Annotated in this window: 14 protein-coding genes; 1 reads left to right on the top strand and 13 read right to left on the bottom strand. The window is 40.0% G+C overall.

Features of this window, described 5'->3' with window-relative positions; genetic code table 11:
• Positions 1–101: 101 nt before the first annotated feature.
• From deoD to MHI18_RS04050, 8 genes are all read right to left on the bottom strand, one after another.
• A complete protein-coding gene (gene deoD, locus MHI18_RS04015) occupies positions 102–806 on the bottom strand; it encodes a purine-nucleoside phosphorylase (RefSeq protein ID WP_340846126.1) in 705 nt (234 codons plus the stop codon).
• 174 nt (positions 807–980) lie between these two features.
• Complete coding sequence (locus tag MHI18_RS04020; protein WP_081704733.1) at positions 981–1,151, bottom strand: YozD family protein; 171 nt, start codon at positions 1,149–1,151, stop codon at positions 981–983.
• 91 nt (positions 1,152–1,242) lie between these two features.
• Positions 1,243–1,950 (bottom strand): hypothetical protein, encoded by a 708-nt coding sequence (locus MHI18_RS04025; protein ID WP_340846127.1) that lies wholly within the window; start codon positions 1,948–1,950, stop codon positions 1,243–1,245.
• Positions 1,951–2,142: 192 nt separating this feature from the next.
• Positions 2,143–2,358 carry a YozE family protein gene (locus MHI18_RS04030; protein ID WP_201647744.1) on the bottom strand — a complete coding sequence of 72 codons (216 nt, stop codon included), beginning with the start codon at positions 2,356–2,358 and terminating at the stop codon, positions 2,143–2,145.
• A gap of 120 nt (positions 2,359–2,478) precedes the next feature.
• On the bottom strand, positions 2,479–2,673 hold the full coding sequence (locus MHI18_RS04035) for a hypothetical protein (protein WP_340846128.1): 195 nt from the start codon (positions 2,671–2,673) through the stop codon (positions 2,479–2,481).
• Positions 2,674–2,770: 97 nt separating this feature from the next.
• The gene (locus MHI18_RS04040) at positions 2,771–4,495 is read right to left on the bottom strand and encodes an ABC transporter ATP-binding protein (RefSeq protein ID WP_445669981.1); all 1,725 of its coding nucleotides are present in this window, start codon (positions 4,493–4,495) and stop codon (positions 2,771–2,773) included.
• Between the two features lie 94 nt (positions 4,496–4,589).
• Positions 4,590–6,332: an ABC transporter ATP-binding protein gene (locus MHI18_RS04045; RefSeq protein WP_340846129.1), complete on the bottom strand. Its 1,743-nt coding sequence runs from the start codon at positions 6,330–6,332 to the stop codon at positions 4,590–4,592.
• A gap of 15 nt (positions 6,333–6,347) precedes the next feature.
• Positions 6,348–6,809, bottom strand: a complete 462-nt coding sequence (locus MHI18_RS04050) for a PadR family transcriptional regulator (RefSeq protein ID WP_340846130.1) — start codon at positions 6,807–6,809, stop codon at positions 6,348–6,350.
• Positions 6,810–7,510: 701 nt separating this feature from the next.
• On the opposite strand from MHI18_RS04050, the gene MHI18_RS04055 reads away from it, so the two are divergent.
• Complete coding sequence (locus MHI18_RS04055) at positions 7,511–8,605, top strand: MBL fold metallo-hydrolase (protein WP_340846131.1); 1,095 nt, start codon at positions 7,511–7,513, stop codon at positions 8,603–8,605.
• A 338-nt stretch (positions 8,606–8,943) separates the two neighbouring features.
• Here MHI18_RS04055 and MHI18_RS04060 read toward each other — a convergent pair whose 3' ends face one another.
• The 5 genes from MHI18_RS04060 to MHI18_RS04080 form a co-directional block, all read right to left on the bottom strand.
• Positions 8,944–9,222: a YokU family protein gene (locus MHI18_RS04060; RefSeq protein WP_340846132.1), complete on the bottom strand. Its 279-nt coding sequence runs from the start codon at positions 9,220–9,222 to the stop codon at positions 8,944–8,946.
• Between the two features lies 1 nt (position 9,223).
• A complete protein-coding gene (ablA, locus tag MHI18_RS04065) occupies positions 9,224–10,633 on the bottom strand; it encodes a lysine 2,3-aminomutase (RefSeq protein ID WP_340846133.1) in 1,410 nt (469 codons plus the stop codon).
• Positions 10,634–10,717: 84 nt separating this feature from the next.
• Positions 10,718–12,157 carry a sigma-54 interaction domain-containing protein gene (locus MHI18_RS04070; protein WP_445669949.1) on the bottom strand — a complete coding sequence of 480 codons (1,440 nt, stop codon included), beginning with the start codon at positions 12,155–12,157 and terminating at the stop codon, positions 10,718–10,720.
• 21 nt (positions 12,158–12,178) lie between these two features.
• Positions 12,179–13,024, bottom strand: a complete 846-nt coding sequence (gene ablB / locus MHI18_RS04075) for a putative beta-lysine N-acetyltransferase (protein ID WP_340846135.1) — start codon at positions 13,022–13,024, stop codon at positions 12,179–12,181.
• 88 nt (positions 13,025–13,112) lie between these two features.
• Positions 13,113–14,381: a peptidase gene (locus MHI18_RS04080; RefSeq protein WP_340846136.1), complete on the bottom strand. Its 1,269-nt coding sequence runs from the start codon at positions 14,379–14,381 to the stop codon at positions 13,113–13,115.
• Positions 14,382–14,383 lie beyond the last annotated feature (2 nt).

Consider the following 14,383-nt stretch of genomic DNA (forward strand, 5'->3'; position numbering starts at 1 on the left):
CGAAAATAAAAAGTATGTCTAACGAGTAAGAACCTAGTGAAAATCATATCTAAAAATCCCTATATTTAAGCCTGTATCAATGAAGATACAGGCTTACCTTTTTATTCTTGTATGGCTGCTTCGAGTGCTACTTCAATCATTTCACCAAACGTTGATTGACGTTCTTGTGAAGTTGTCTCTTCACCAGTTAGAAGATGATCACTTATGGTTAGAATAGACAGCGCCTGACGATCAAACTTCGCTGCGATGGTATATAGTGCAGCGGATTCCATCTCGATTGCAAGAATCTTATATTTAGCCCATTTTTCAAGCTCGCTGTTGTCATTATAGAACTGATCGGCTGTAAAAACGTTTCCAACTTTCAGCTTCAATCCTTTTTTCAATCCAGCTTCATAGGACTTTAATAATAAATCAAAGTCAGCAGTCGGTGCATAATCCACGCCGCCAAAAGTCAGACGATTCATTTGAGAGTCTGTTGATGCACTCATTGCCAAAATCACATCACGAACTTTAACATCCTTTTGAATAGCACCTGCTGTTCCTACACGAATCAGCTTTTGAACATTATAGCTGCTAATTAATTCGTTCACATAAATAGAAATCGAAGGAACACCCATGCCTGTACCTTGTACAGAAATACGTTTACCTTTATAGGTTCCAGTATAACCAAACATGTTTCTAACATCATTATATTGAACTGCATCTTCTAAGAACGTTTCCGCAATATATTTAGCCCGCAGCGGGTCTCCTGGTAATAATACCGTATCCGCAATTTCATTTTCTTTTGCATTAATATGTACACTCATTTAAATTTCCTCCTTAAAAAGACTGTGAAATATTGACACAGTTTACTATACCATACTGACCATCCTAAAGGGAACCATCCACAAAAACACGGTATTTATTCCATGAAAAAACGACGGGGGTGTCCGTCGTTTCTTAACGCTTATGGGTGTGCAGGGTCCGTTGTTACCGGGCGTTTATTCATCCGTCTCTTCATCGATGATACACTTCTCCAATAAATAGTCGAATGTGATATCTGCAAGATCTTCGAGTTCAGATTCAGCCGGAATATATCCCCGTTTCATCAGCTCTTGATAGAAAAATTCTGCAATTTCTTCCGTATCAATAAAAACCTCAATCTCCCGCATATCATCGCCCCCTTGTTACAGGTGTATGAACAGCTTTAGACAATTATGCCTGTATTCCAGCTGTCATCAGGTTTCGGCCTATATTCTACTGTCAATTTGCTAACTTTTTATTTGAATAGAGTTCACTCGCCGTTTTTTTTATCTTCACCATGGCAACGCTCATCACATGTTTATAGTCCTCATCGCCAAAGAGAGTGAATAGAATTTGATAGTCATTGTATAAATCGAGCAGGCCATCGATCAGCTGTTTTTTTTCCTCCATATTTTTTCGCCTTTCCCCTTCTGTTATAGCAGGTTTTTTTGATAAGGCGTCAGGATCAAGAACCACATTTTTCTTTGGGCTGCTAGCATGCATTCCCATATTTTTTATGAAGCTTTCTGCTTTTTCAGCATCTGCTATCAATTCCATTTCTTCTTCATGTGTTTCCAGCCACTCGCCATCGGAAATCCGTGAAAGTTCATAGATGACATCTTCCCATGCATGCTCTTGGTAACGCCAGATCTCAGTACGAAATCCGATAACCTTAAAATAGTCCTGCTCATATCCCTCTACCTTTACCAAATCTCCAAAGATAAACTTATACTCAATATCGATTTGTTCGGCTTCAGTATGAATTTCACCCTCATATTCAAAGATATGCTGCAAAGTCGTTTCTAAATATAACCCTTCGCTATGGTTAACTTCATAAATAAATACTCCATCCAAATACTTAACATCTGTTATATTCCCTACTGTGCCGTACATTGAAATGACGACTGTGTCGCCTTTCTTAAATTTCGGCTGTTTTTTTTTCCCCATAAGAGACATCCCCTCAACATAGGTCCTAAATGTTTATTACTAAAGTATATGCATATCCAAGCCATATGGTTAAGAAACATTGAGGATATATGATAAATCCCGCGCGGAAATATGGAGGAGTCGAACATGTATCTCAAGAAGACCTATTTTCAGGGATGATTAATGAAGAAACGCGGGTAATCAATAATATCGTTAGAGACTTTCTTGATAAATTTCCCACGCTTCGTCAAAGACGGCCATATTCGGTAAATAACTTCCGTTCATTTCAAGGTATCTGCTCACTTCATCATAATCAGTTGATTGTTTTGGAAACTCGTGATCTTTAAAGGCTTCATTGGCAAATCTAGTGATTTCATCTATAATTTTCGGTTGTCTGTATGTCATCAAAAACAAATAAAAAGGTTTCATGGTTCCTCCTATATATAATGCGTCATTTATTGTGTACTAAATATAACGAAAGTTCCGGAAGACGTCAAAAAACAACACAAAAAACGCACCATTATAGGTGCGCCAATTTAAGATAACTGTTCAATTCGTCCAACGGCCTGTTTTCGCCATTTCCAGCAAGGCCCATATTACATTAAACATTAAGAGTGCAATCGTAATCGGGATGGCGTGCAGCCATGATCTACCGTATTTCCTATTGATGACTGCTACGAAGTATCCACAGCTAAATAAGCCACACATCGCCGCTATCATCATGATTGTTAATGCCCAGTACATTGTCCTCTCCCCTTTACCCCTTACTCACTTTATTGTAAGTGAACCACCTTGAGCAGCGATGGAGAAGAATGAACATTTCGTGAATAATTGGAGACTACTATCTGATTTCATTATGTGTGAACTGGCTGCTGTACAATTGATTATAAAAACCATTCTTCGATAGAAGTTCCTGATGGGTCCCACTTTCAATGATTTCTCCGTGGTCAATAACTAAAATTCGATCGGCATTCTCAACTGTTTTTAAGCGATGGGCAATCACAAAACTTGTCCGTCCTTCTGTTAATCGATTCAAGCCTTTTTGGATTTCTATTTCCGTTCTCGTATCAATACTCGATGTCGCTTCATCCAAAATCAAAATATCTGAATCTGCTAAGATGATTCGCGCTATCGCAATTAATTGACGTTGTCCCTGACTTAAATTGGACCCGCTGGACGTGATGATTGTTTGATATTGGTTAGGTAAATGCTTGATGTATCCATGGGCTGAAGCCAATTTCGCCGCTGCGATGACTTCTTCATCACTTGCTTCTAAACGGCCATAACGAATATTCTCCATGATCGTCCCGGAAAAGATAAAGGTGTCCTGAAGTACAATGCCTACTTTTTTCCTGATTGCACTGATTTTATACTCCTTAATTGACGTATCATCAATTCTTATCTCCCCTGAATTACTATCATAAAACCTCATTAACAGATTAATTATAGTCGTTTTACCTGAACCAGTTGGACCTACCAAGGCAACTTTTTCTCCTGCTTTTACATGAAAATTAATATTTTTCAAGATGGTTTTATGATCGTCATAGCCAAAGTACACATTAGTAAATTCTACATTCCCTTTTAAGGAGTCTATGTCTTTTGCGTTTTCCTGATCCTCTATATCCGGAGTTTCATCCATAATTTCAAAAACCCGTTCAGCACCAGCTATGGCAGACTGAAACATATTTAATAGACTTGATAACTGGTTAATGGGCCGAAAGAATTGACGGGAATAGGCGACAAAAGCTGCGATAATCCCTACCGTTGCACTACCTTGAAGCGTCATAAATGCACCTGTTCCAATTACTAATCCAAGCCCCAAATTATTAATAAAGTTGTTGATTGGACCGAGAAATCCTGAAACGGTATCTGCTGCAATGCTAGAGGTACGTAGTCTTTCATTGACCACAGAGAATTCAGTAAACATCTTCTCTTCTTTTCCAAAAAGTGAAATGACTTCGTTCCCCGATATGGACTCTTCAATAAAACCATTCAACTCACCCAAATCCCGCTGGCGTTTAATGAAGTTACTGCTGCTGTATGTAATGATTTTCTTGGTCGAATAGACCATCACAGGGATAATCAGCAGTGTCACAATAGCCAGCACCCAATTTAGTGAAAACATGGCGATGGTCACCCCAGCGACCATTAAGATGGACGAAAATAATTGAATGACACTTTGGCTGAGTGCATTGTTCAAGCTGTCGATATCATTTGTTACCCGGCTCATCAAATCACCATGTGAATGTTTATCAAAAAACTTGATCGATAATGTCTGAAGTTTGGTAAATAAATCTTGGCGTATGTTCCGAATTGTCTGTAAGGAAACTCGAACCATCAAATAAGTTTGCAGCCAAGTAAATATGGATGATGCCGTATAGACTACAGCAAGAATGATTAAATACCGAAATGTGCCTGCCATATCTTTTGGAAGAATGTATTGATCAATAATTAGTCCAATTAAATAAGGTCCAAGTAACCCTAATAATGTAGAGATGATGACAAAGATAATGGTTGCAATCAGTGCTGCCTTTTCCTTCGCCATATACCGCCATATCCGCTTCATGGTTTGTTTTTTATCCTTTGCTTTAACGACCGGACCGCCAAAACCTCTTGGTCCGCGAGCACGACCAATTACATCCGGAGCCTGCATAGTCGTTTTACTCATAGGAGACCTCCTCCTTCCCGTTTTGTGTGGCAAAGATATCCCGATAAATGCTGCTTTCAGCGAGTAAATCTTCATGGTTTCCTTTTGCTGCAACCATTCCATCATCTATAACGAGAATCTGATCAGCATCAATTAGGGATGAAATTTTGGCAGAGACGATGAACACCGTGGTATCCGGATGATTTTGTTTTATTGCCTGTTGCACCGCTGCTTCTGATATGGCATCAATGGCTGATGTTGAATCATCTAAAATCAATATTTGAGGTTCACGAATAAAGGCCCGAGCCATTGATAAACGCTGTTTTTGCCCGCCAGACAGATTCGTTGCGTCTTGCATGATTTCATGATTATATGTATCTTCAAATCGTTCAATAAATTCCAGTGCAGACGCAGACCGTGCTGCCTGTTCCATTTCTACATTTGTTGCCTGTTCTTTCCCAAAAAATAAATTCTCTTCAATGCTTCCAGAAAACAGCGTGGCATTTTGCGGCACAAAACCAATCGCCTTACGCAGTTTGTCTAAAGGGTATTCCTTAATGTTTACGCCATCAATAAGAATCGCTCCAGAATCAGGGTCATATAGACGGGGAATCAATTTTACGAGTGTTGATTTCCCACAGCCTGTGGACCCAATAATACCGATTTTCTCACCTGATTTGGCTGCAAATGATATATTCTTCAACACATATTCTCCATTTTTACTATAACTGAAATTGACATCTTTGAATTCCACCTCACCTCGAATACCAGGCAGTGAAGCAGGATTTGCAGGTTCTGTGATATCAATGTTTGTATCAAGCACCTGTCCAATCCGATCCGCTGATGTGAAGGAACGAGTTATTTGCATCAATACATTGCTGCTTGACATCAACCCATTCATCATAATATTCAGGTAATTAATAAACGCTAAAATCACACCAATTTGAAGAGCACCTGCATTAACTTTTATTGCTCCCATCCAGATCCCCGCAACCATGCCGATGTTCACCACGAACAAGATTATTGGCATTAGAGAAAGAATAACTTGCTCGGCTGAGAGATTTCTCTCCATTAAGAAATCATTCATACTTTTAAACTGTTTTTTTTCATACTCCTCATGATTAAATGCTTTTATGACACGAATCCCTGCCAATGTCTCCTGAAGCTTTATATTAATCCGGTCCATCCCTTGTTGCACTTTTATAAATAATTTTCCCGATCTAGAAGAAAAATAATAAATACAAACAATAAGAATCGGGATCGTAAGGAGTAATACAGGGAATAACTCACGAGCAGTCAACCAGACAATAACGACAGATCCGATAAACATTAACGGTCCTCGCACAAAAATCCGCAAGATCATCATGACTGCCTGCTGAACGGCTGCAATATCGTTCGTCACGATGGTGATTAATTTCCCAGTACCAAAAGTATCTGTATTTTGGTTAGAGAATTGTTTTGTTTTCCTGAACACATCCCGGCGTATATCTGCTGCGAAATTTACAGCTGCCTTCGTACTATAAATCGAACTTCCCACCCCGCCGATTAATCCAACAAAAGCAGTCAATAACATGAGCAGTCCGAGTTTCAAAACATAGCCATTGTCATTTTCAGCAATTCCCACATCGATTATATGCTGCATAATGGTCGGCTGCAGTAAATCCATCCCTACTTCTATACACATTAGTAACGGTCCCAAAATGGCAAAAAGCGTATAGGGTTTTATATAAGGAAGCAGTTTCCTCAAAGACTTCATGGAAATCCCTCCTCTCTATCTGTTAGCTATCTTCAAACGCTCTGTCATTTCAGTTAAAAAGGCACTCATTTCTGCAGCGATGTCCGGATTACTTCGTACTCGTTTCATCGCTTTATGCATTTCTTCTTCCCACTGATCAACAGCAGTCTTTAACTGAACAAATTCTTTTGAGTTCCGCCAAATCATTCGTTCCTTCCAACTTACCCAGAAATCTCCCTCTTCTCGTTTCCGAAGCTCCTTTAGACGTTCCTTTCCTTCTTCCGTAATAAAATAAGTCTTTTTCTCTAAACCAGACTCAAGATTTATCAATTCCTTTTCCAATAATTCCTGAAGGGCAGGATAAATCGTACCCGCACTTGCTGAATAAAGTCCGTCAGAACGACTCTCTAATTCCTTCATAATTTGATAACCATGCATTGATTCTTCTTTAAGCAAATGCAAGATCGCTGACTTTATAAACCCTCTTCTCTTTTTCATAAATCTCACCACCTATCTATATCGAAAATTTTAACCGATATAACGGTTAAAAACAAGCGATACATCTATCATAAGTATCCATTTCTAGAAACTACAAACAAAAAAAAAGAAACACTCGTAATGTATCACTTTAAGTGCTAGTTTGGACATGCAAAATAACCCAGCTACCTTAAAAGAAGCTTAGCTGAGTTTCTTCATTAATCAAATAGTATGATAGGAGTAAATTAACTTCTAAAGTGATACCCAGTAGTGAGAAGTCTTTTTCTTACGTTATGTTAACTTACCCCTTGAAATCGGAAGGTGACCTCCTGCCGGCTTTTTAACGTGAATAAAAAAAAGAAAAATAAATGGATATTTATGTATAGTAAATATAAAATTGTTACTGGAGGTGAAAAACTTTTATCTCGGATTTTTGGAACTCTCTTATTAGTGGCGGGAACTATAGTTATCCTATTGCCATTTTTAATATCATAATTCTACGTGAATTTGAATGAATGATTTGTGTAAGAATCATACATTCAGAGACCCCCTCATTTTTCCCTTTGAGGATATTTTCATCATGCTTTAATTCTTCGATGATTAACTCTAAGAAGTGTTTCCGAAAAGCAAAAGCTCCTTTCCCTATTAACATTTTGATTATTGATAGTTACGAACTTTAAAAGGTTTAGTATCAGTCTAAAGGAAGGAATCGTGAAAAAAATATGAGCTCTTTATTCATCTTCTTATTTGCTCTATGTGTTGTAGTAACATTGTTTATAAACTTGCATCCAGGATTCGGTGGAAACCCAAATAGCGAGCAGAATGAACGATACAGTAAGTTTGATAATTACGTTAATGGGAAGTTTGTTAATCAGGTGCCGACCAAGATGGACATGAGTGCATCTGATTACTTCTCTATGATTAAGGATTTTATTTCAGGCGCAAAAGACCGCAAGCCTGCAGATCAATTGCCTGTTTCCAAAATTGATTGGCAAAAAATCGAAGGTGAGGAAGATAGTTTAACTTGGTTTGGTCATTCAGCATTTTTACTAAGTATCGATAATAAAAAGATACTTGTAGATCCCATGCTAGGTTCAGTTTCTTCACCTGTTTCTTTCGTAGGAAGCAAACGTTACAGTGAAGATATATTGCATCTTATTGATAAAATGCCGCCAATTGATGCTGTTTTCATTACTCATGATCATTACGACCACTTAGATTATCCATCGATTAAAAAATTAAAGAACAAGGCCCGCCATTTCTTTGTTCCTCTTGGTGTAAGCGCGCACTTGATTAATTGGGGAGTTAAAAAAGAAAAAATAACAGAACTAAATTGGTGGGATGAAACAAAGTTTCAAGGATTAACTGTAGCATTCACTCCTTCAAAACATTTTTCTGGAAGAGGACCGTTAAATAGTAATTCCACCCTTTGGGGCGGTTGGATGATTCTTGGAGAAAAGACACGTTTCTATACAAGTGGAGATGGTGGTTATGACACACATTTTAAAGAAATTGGGAAGAAATATGGACCTTTGGACATTACTTTAATGGAAGGTGGACAATATGACCGACGTTGGTCCTGGGTTCATATGACACCTGAAGAATCTGTTCAAGCTCATTTAGATGTAAATGGTAAGAATATGATGTTAATTCACTGGGGAGCCTTTACCCTTGCTTATCATGGTTGGACAGAACCTATAGAAAGAGCATTTAAAGCGTCTGAAAAATCTGGAGTAACTATGATAGCTCCTACTATTGGCGAAACAGTTCTGTTAGATGGAGATTTTTCCATTTCTACTTTATCATGGTGGAAATGATTGGTCTCAAAATACTAAAACTAGTGGCATTAATACATTCAAATTAAATTTAGAAAGACAGTTGAAGTGGAGGGCGTGAAGACTCCTGTGGGAATAGCGGGACAGGCGAGACCCCGCAGGAGCGTAAGCATTGATGCGGCTCACCGCCCGCCTGCGGATAAGCGCAACGCCTGGAACGGAAATCAACACCCATTTTTAAATTAAAATAGTAGATAAAAGAGGTACGGAATGATTTTATTCCGTACCTCTACTGGTGTTTTGAACACATTTCATGTCATATAATAAAAAAGAAGACTGTAGATTGTCTACAGTCTAAAACACGCGTTAGGAGTGTTTCTTTAACTAAAATCAAAATAATTTCGTTTCAACAAACGCTTCATATTCATCAGTTCATCATAAGTGGTCTTTTTTTCAAGAAGCTTGGTATCGATTAGAAATAGTTGATTTTCAATTTCCTTTACAGTTTCGTCACTTTGAAATCTTGCCTGACAATTTGTACAGGCTAACGAAGGGGTTTCGGTGATTTCCACTGCTCTTGTTCCGTCTGGTAATTCCCAATAGACCGTGTCCGCTACAGAAGTAATCGTTCCTGCTTCACACCAAGGACAAATGGCCATCCTATTCCCCTCCCTCTGTAAATGAAGTGAATTTTTTCTGCTGTGCTTGAAATTTCTTTTCTTTTAGCTGATCTCGTTTTTCACGTTGATTTTTTAAGGAAGCATGTTCGGGATTTGTGACATATTCCTCACGGCGATTCATCCGTTTTAAGCCCTTTGGAACGAGATTCAATTGTTTATCATTCATGATCCCTGCAATTCCAATATCAGACTGTTTATCCACGACATCTGGATAAAGCCCTTTAAAGTATTCATCGGCACGGCCTGGTGTATAGTGTTCCGGTTCAGGATAGGTGGTAATGACACCTTCGAAATTACGAAGTACCGTTTTAGTAGGCGATTGAGAAAGAATATAGTTAGGCTGCAGTGTAATTTTACCGCCGCCCCCTGGCGCATCGACGACGAAAGTTGGCACAGCATAGCCCGAAATATGTCCCCTTAGTCCTTCCATAATTTCGATCCCTTTGGAAATAGGTGCTCTAAAGTGGCCAATCCCTTCTGATAGATCACATTGATAAATATAATAAGGACGGACTCGAATTTTGACCAGATCATACATCAATTTTTTCATAATCGGAACGCTGTCATTAATACCTGCTAGAATAACAGATTGATTGCCCACAGGGACCCCAGCATTTACGAGCATTTCACAGGCAGTTTTAGACTCTTCTGTGATTTCAACACTCGTGTTGAAATGGGTATTAAGCCATACTGGATGATATTTTTGTAAGATGGTACACAGATCCTCCGTAATTCGCTGTGGAAATACAACAGGAGCTCTCGTACCAATGCGGATAATTTCTACATGGGGAATGGCTCGCAGGTTTTTAAGAATATACTCTAAAATCGTGTCATTGATTAGTAAGCCGTCCCCACCGGAAAGGAGTACATCTCGAACAGCCGGTGTTTCCCTGATATATTGGATGGCTGCATCCAGCTGTTTCTTAGGAACGCCCATACCTATTTGGCCTGAAAACCTGCGTCTTGTGCAATAACGGCAGTACATGGAACATTGATTCGTTACTAAAAACAAAACCCGGTCAGGATATCGATGAGTCAGACCAGGCACAGGCGAATCTTCATCCTCTTCAAGCGGATCTTCCATATCATATTTCGTTTTATGCAATTCATCTGATACTGGGACAGACTGCATTCTGATTGGACAGCGTGGATCATCAGGATTCATTAATGACGCATAGTAGGGTGTTATATTCAGCGGAATGGTCTTGGTGGATATTCGGACGCCTTCTTCTTCATCAGGGGTAAGATTAATGACTTTTTTTAAATCGTCAAGTGTTCTTATCGTATTGGTTAACTGCCAAATCCAGTTTCCCCATTGCTCTTCTGTAACGTCTTTCCATAGCTCAATATCCTGCCATTTTCGATCAGGTACATATAGGTTATCAAACATCTAATTACCTCCAAAAACTTGATAGTAATATTAGATGCAAGTAGTATGCCAAAGTTAACCCAAAATCGTATTTCCCGAAAATAGTCATTTTTGTCTTTTTTGGATTTTATATTGCAGAGTCTGTCTGGGGATATCCAGCAGCTTAGATGCCTGAAGGACGTTCCCATTAGCTTGGAGAAGCGCTCTTTGTATATACGTTTCCTCCATCTGATTTAATGCATCCCGAAGTGGTTGAATGCCCTGGTTGCGCTCGCTATTTTTCTTTAGAAATACCGGTAAGTCTGTAGCCTGAAGCACAGTACCCTCGGTATGATTCATCATAAACTCAATCGTATGTTTTAGTTCTCTAACGTTCCCTGGCCAGTGATGGGTTAAAAAAATGGCTTGGACTTCTTCACTAATCCCTTCCACGACTCTCCCTAGTTGTATGTTGAAGTGACGAATGAAATGAGTAACTAAAAAGACGACATCTTCTGGACGTTTATGAAGGGGCGGCAGTTCATAGCTCAATACATTCAGCCGATAAAATAAATCGGGCCGCAGGGTCTTTTCCTGAATCGCTTTTTCAGGATGAGTATTCATCGCCGTGATAATTCGGGCATCGACAAACGTACTTTTCGACCCGCCTATTCGTCTGACTAACCCATCTTCAAGCACTCTCAGCAATTTTGCCTGAAGCTCGATAGGCATTGATTGCAATTCATCCAGAAACAAGGTTCCCCCGTTTGCAAGTTCAAATAACCCTTGCCGTTCAACTGCACCCGTGTAGCTGCCCTTAGCTGTTCCGAAGAGTAAACTTTCGAGAAGAGATTCAGGAAGAGCTGCACAATTTTGGGCAATAAACGGTGCCTTCCGGCGTGGTGAAGCATTGTGGATCCCTTGAACGAACAACTCCTTACCGACTCCGCTTTCGCCAAAAACCAGGACGGCTGATTCCGATTCTGCCGCTCGTTTTCCCTGACGAATGATTTGTTGAAAATCAGGATTCTTAGTCAGAATGTCATTAAAGGTGTAGACCGCTCCATTGTTCACATTTTTTTTAGAGATCTTCGGCTTTTTTACCGTCGTTTCTAAATCGAGTAACCGCTCTGACAGGTTCTTCAAACGCGAATAATCCTTGGCAATTTCTATTGCGCCAATCATCTGGTTCTCCACATGAATCGGCAGAGTCGTATTTAGGGTTTCAATCATCTTGCCATGAAGATTGAGATAAGACTGCCGTTTATCAAAGATGGGCTGTTCCGTTTCAATCACTTGAAGCAGGGTAGAAGACTTCTGATTTAAAGAAGGAAATGCCTTCAGAAGTGGTTTACCGAGTACCTCTTCGACTTTCATGCCATCATGTCCACCCGCTACTTCATTATAAAAAATCGTCCTGCCGCCATTATCGATGACATGAATTCCTTCATCAATACTTTTTAAGATTGCTTCCAGCACTTCACGAGTATTAAAAAAATCTTCCGTCTTCACCCACTCCCTTCTGCCAATAATCAACAAAACCAAAGTGCCGAAAATCCGCACCATTAGTGCCCATTTTCAGGCACCTCAGCAGGTTTTGACCCACATATTCATGTCCTCAAGCTTATCAAAAATATAACAGTTATTGGCCAGCCTCCCTTTATATGTGTAGCCAAGTCCATAAAATGCCGCATTCATTCCATAAGAAAGGCTTCGGGCGATTGAGTATAAACAAAAAATCTGTTCTTTCCGTAAATCGTCTTCAAGCGCCTCAATTAAACGTCTCATTAAGCCGAACTGTCGATGAGCAGCCAAGGTAGCACAATCCGTGATTTCTGCATTAAACTCATTCATATCGATTTCAGCGGACGCTGCACTGACAATTTCTTTTTCATATGTATATACATAGAAGACCGTACCTTTCTTCATGCATTCGGTAATATAGTCGGGATTATTCATCGGTGTCGGGTAAATTTCAAAGACCGTCTCATATAAGGCCGCGAGCTTTTTGGCATCATCTATAGTCGCTTTACGGATTTCATAGTCATGAGGTGGAACAGCTGGGGAACCTTTTTTCTTGAGCGTCGTTACGCTATCAAGAATTCGATCGCCTTCCTCCCAATTTACACTGTTGCGGCGTTCGTTTTGATAAAATTTTGCCATAAAGAAACAGTCGCTTCCTCGGTAGAACCGATCAATGGAAGCTTCATATATAAACCCTTCAGCTATCAGCTTTTGAACATCACCTGCTCTTGCCTTAACAATTAGTTTTTCTGCTTGGATCTCTTGGGCTGCATCTACCGCGATTTGTAGACAGCTCTCGGTATGGCCGCGATAATCTTCCACTCTGACTCGTTTATTAAATGGATCAATTGTTAGCTTCATTGTATAGCGATCTGTTGTTATCTCTTTAACGTGTGCGATCTCTTCCAATTTGATATCCCCCTTTTTTTAAGTATCTCCTCCTTTATTGTACCAAAAGGGCTGAATCATTTGAATCAGACCCATATCCTGAAAATTGTTAGGCATCATCCATTCCACACCATTCCAGAATAGTCAGCGCAATGACATGTGCAGCTTCGGTTATTTTTCTGAGCTCAATATGTTCATTCGCGTCATGGGCCATTTCCGTTATACCTGGTCCAAAGACCATGACTGGAATTTTGCCTACAACTGATAAATAGCCGCCGTCCGTCCCCCATGGTGAGGCCTCAATCACTGGTTCTTTATTAAACACAGTTATAAATTTATCTGTTAGAACCTGCGTGAGCGGATGGTTTTCTTCAAGTTGTCCTGGCAGCCATCTAGCGCCAAACCATTCCCATTCAACTGGTTTGATCTGAAACCATTCATGTTCACTATTTAATTCACTCAAACATTCAGTTAGTGACAATTGTGCCGCTTCAATACTCTCATTAGGTGCTACCCCAAAACGTCCTTCAAGAATAACTGTATCCGGTACAGAAGATGGCCAATCTCCACCTGAAATTTTGCCCAAATTAATCGGTATTGGGATAGGAATGGTCTCATAAAGCGGGTGATCCAGCGCATCATTCCGTTTGGTCTCTAGCTTTCGAATGGCATCCATGACAACCATGGCCTGTTCAATGGCATTCACCCCTGCATATCGAGTACCGCCATGAGCTGATTTCCCTTTTACGGTTATACGAAACCACATCGAACCTTGCTGAAGCGGAAAAAATTTCAGATTCGTCGGTTCAGGAATAATGGCCCCATCTGCCCGATATCCCCGCAATACAGCAGCAAGTGTGCCGGCGCCCCCGCTTTCTTCTTCGATAACACTTTCAAAAATTACATCCCCTTTTAACCGAATGCCTAGCGATATAATAGCATCCATGGCCATAAGTAAGGAGACCGTACCGCCTTTCATATCTGTGGTTCCTCGGCCATACATTTTGCCGTCCTTTATGATACCGCTGAAAGGATGTTCTACCCAATCGTGAAGATTCCCCTCTGGAACCACATCAATATGTCCATTAAGTAGAATCGATTTCCCCCCTCCACTCCCTTTTAAAACCGCGGCTAAGTTAGGATTCCCGCTAAAATCACTCCGGTCACAATGAAACTGGGGATGCTGACGCAACGTATCGCCCTCCAATTCCCAGCAATCAATTTCCAGATTAAGTTGTTTGCATTTCTCCTCAATAATAGCCTGTGCCTTCGCTTCGCGGCCGCGTTTACTAGGCGCCTGAACCAGTTTCTGAAGTAAATCTATTCCTTCTTGTTCGTGGTTATACAGCCATTGCTTAATACTCGCTTCAACGTTCAATC

The sequence above is a fragment of the Peribacillus sp. FSL H8-0477 genome (genome assembly GCF_038002765.1).
In the GTDB taxonomy this organism is placed as follows: domain Bacteria; phylum Bacillota; class Bacilli; order Bacillales; family DSM-1321; genus Peribacillus.

Coding starts and splice junctions, on each gene's coding strand:
- deoD (WP_340846126.1), bottom strand. CDS start 806: ATGAGTGTACATATTAATGCAAAAGAAAATGAAATTGCGGATACGGTA.
- MHI18_RS04020 (WP_081704733.1), bottom strand. CDS start 1,151: ATGCGGGAGATTGAGGTTTTTATTGATACGGAAGAAATTGCAGAATTT.
- MHI18_RS04025 (WP_340846127.1), bottom strand. CDS start 1,950: ATGGGGAAAAAAAAACAGCCGAAATTTAAGAAAGGCGACACAGTCGTC.
- MHI18_RS04030 (WP_201647744.1), bottom strand. CDS start 2,358: ATGAAACCTTTTTATTTGTTTTTGATGACATACAGACAACCGAAAATT.
- MHI18_RS04035 (WP_340846128.1), bottom strand. CDS start 2,673: ATGTACTGGGCATTAACAATCATGATGATAGCGGCGATGTGTGGCTTA.
- MHI18_RS04040 (WP_445669981.1), bottom strand. CDS start 4,495: ATGAAGCGGATATGGCGGTATATGGCGAAGGAAAAGGCAGCACTGATT.
- MHI18_RS04045 (WP_340846129.1), bottom strand. CDS start 6,332: ATGAAGTCTTTGAGGAAACTGCTTCCTTATATAAAACCCTATACGCTT.
- MHI18_RS04050 (WP_340846130.1), bottom strand. CDS start 6,809: ATGAAAAAGAGAAGAGGGTTTATAAAGTCAGCGATCTTGCATTTGCTT.
- MHI18_RS04055 (WP_340846131.1), top strand. CDS start 7,511: ATGAGCTCTTTATTCATCTTCTTATTTGCTCTATGTGTTGTAGTAACA.
- MHI18_RS04060 (WP_340846132.1), bottom strand. CDS start 9,222: ATGGCCATTTGTCCTTGGTGTGAAGCAGGAACGATTACTTCTGTAGCG.
- ablA (WP_340846133.1), bottom strand. CDS start 10,633: ATGTTTGATAACCTATATGTACCTGATCGAAAATGGCAGGATATTGAG.
- MHI18_RS04070 (WP_445669949.1), bottom strand. CDS start 12,157: ATGGTGCGGATTTTCGGCACTTTGGTTTTGTTGATTATTGGCAGAAGG.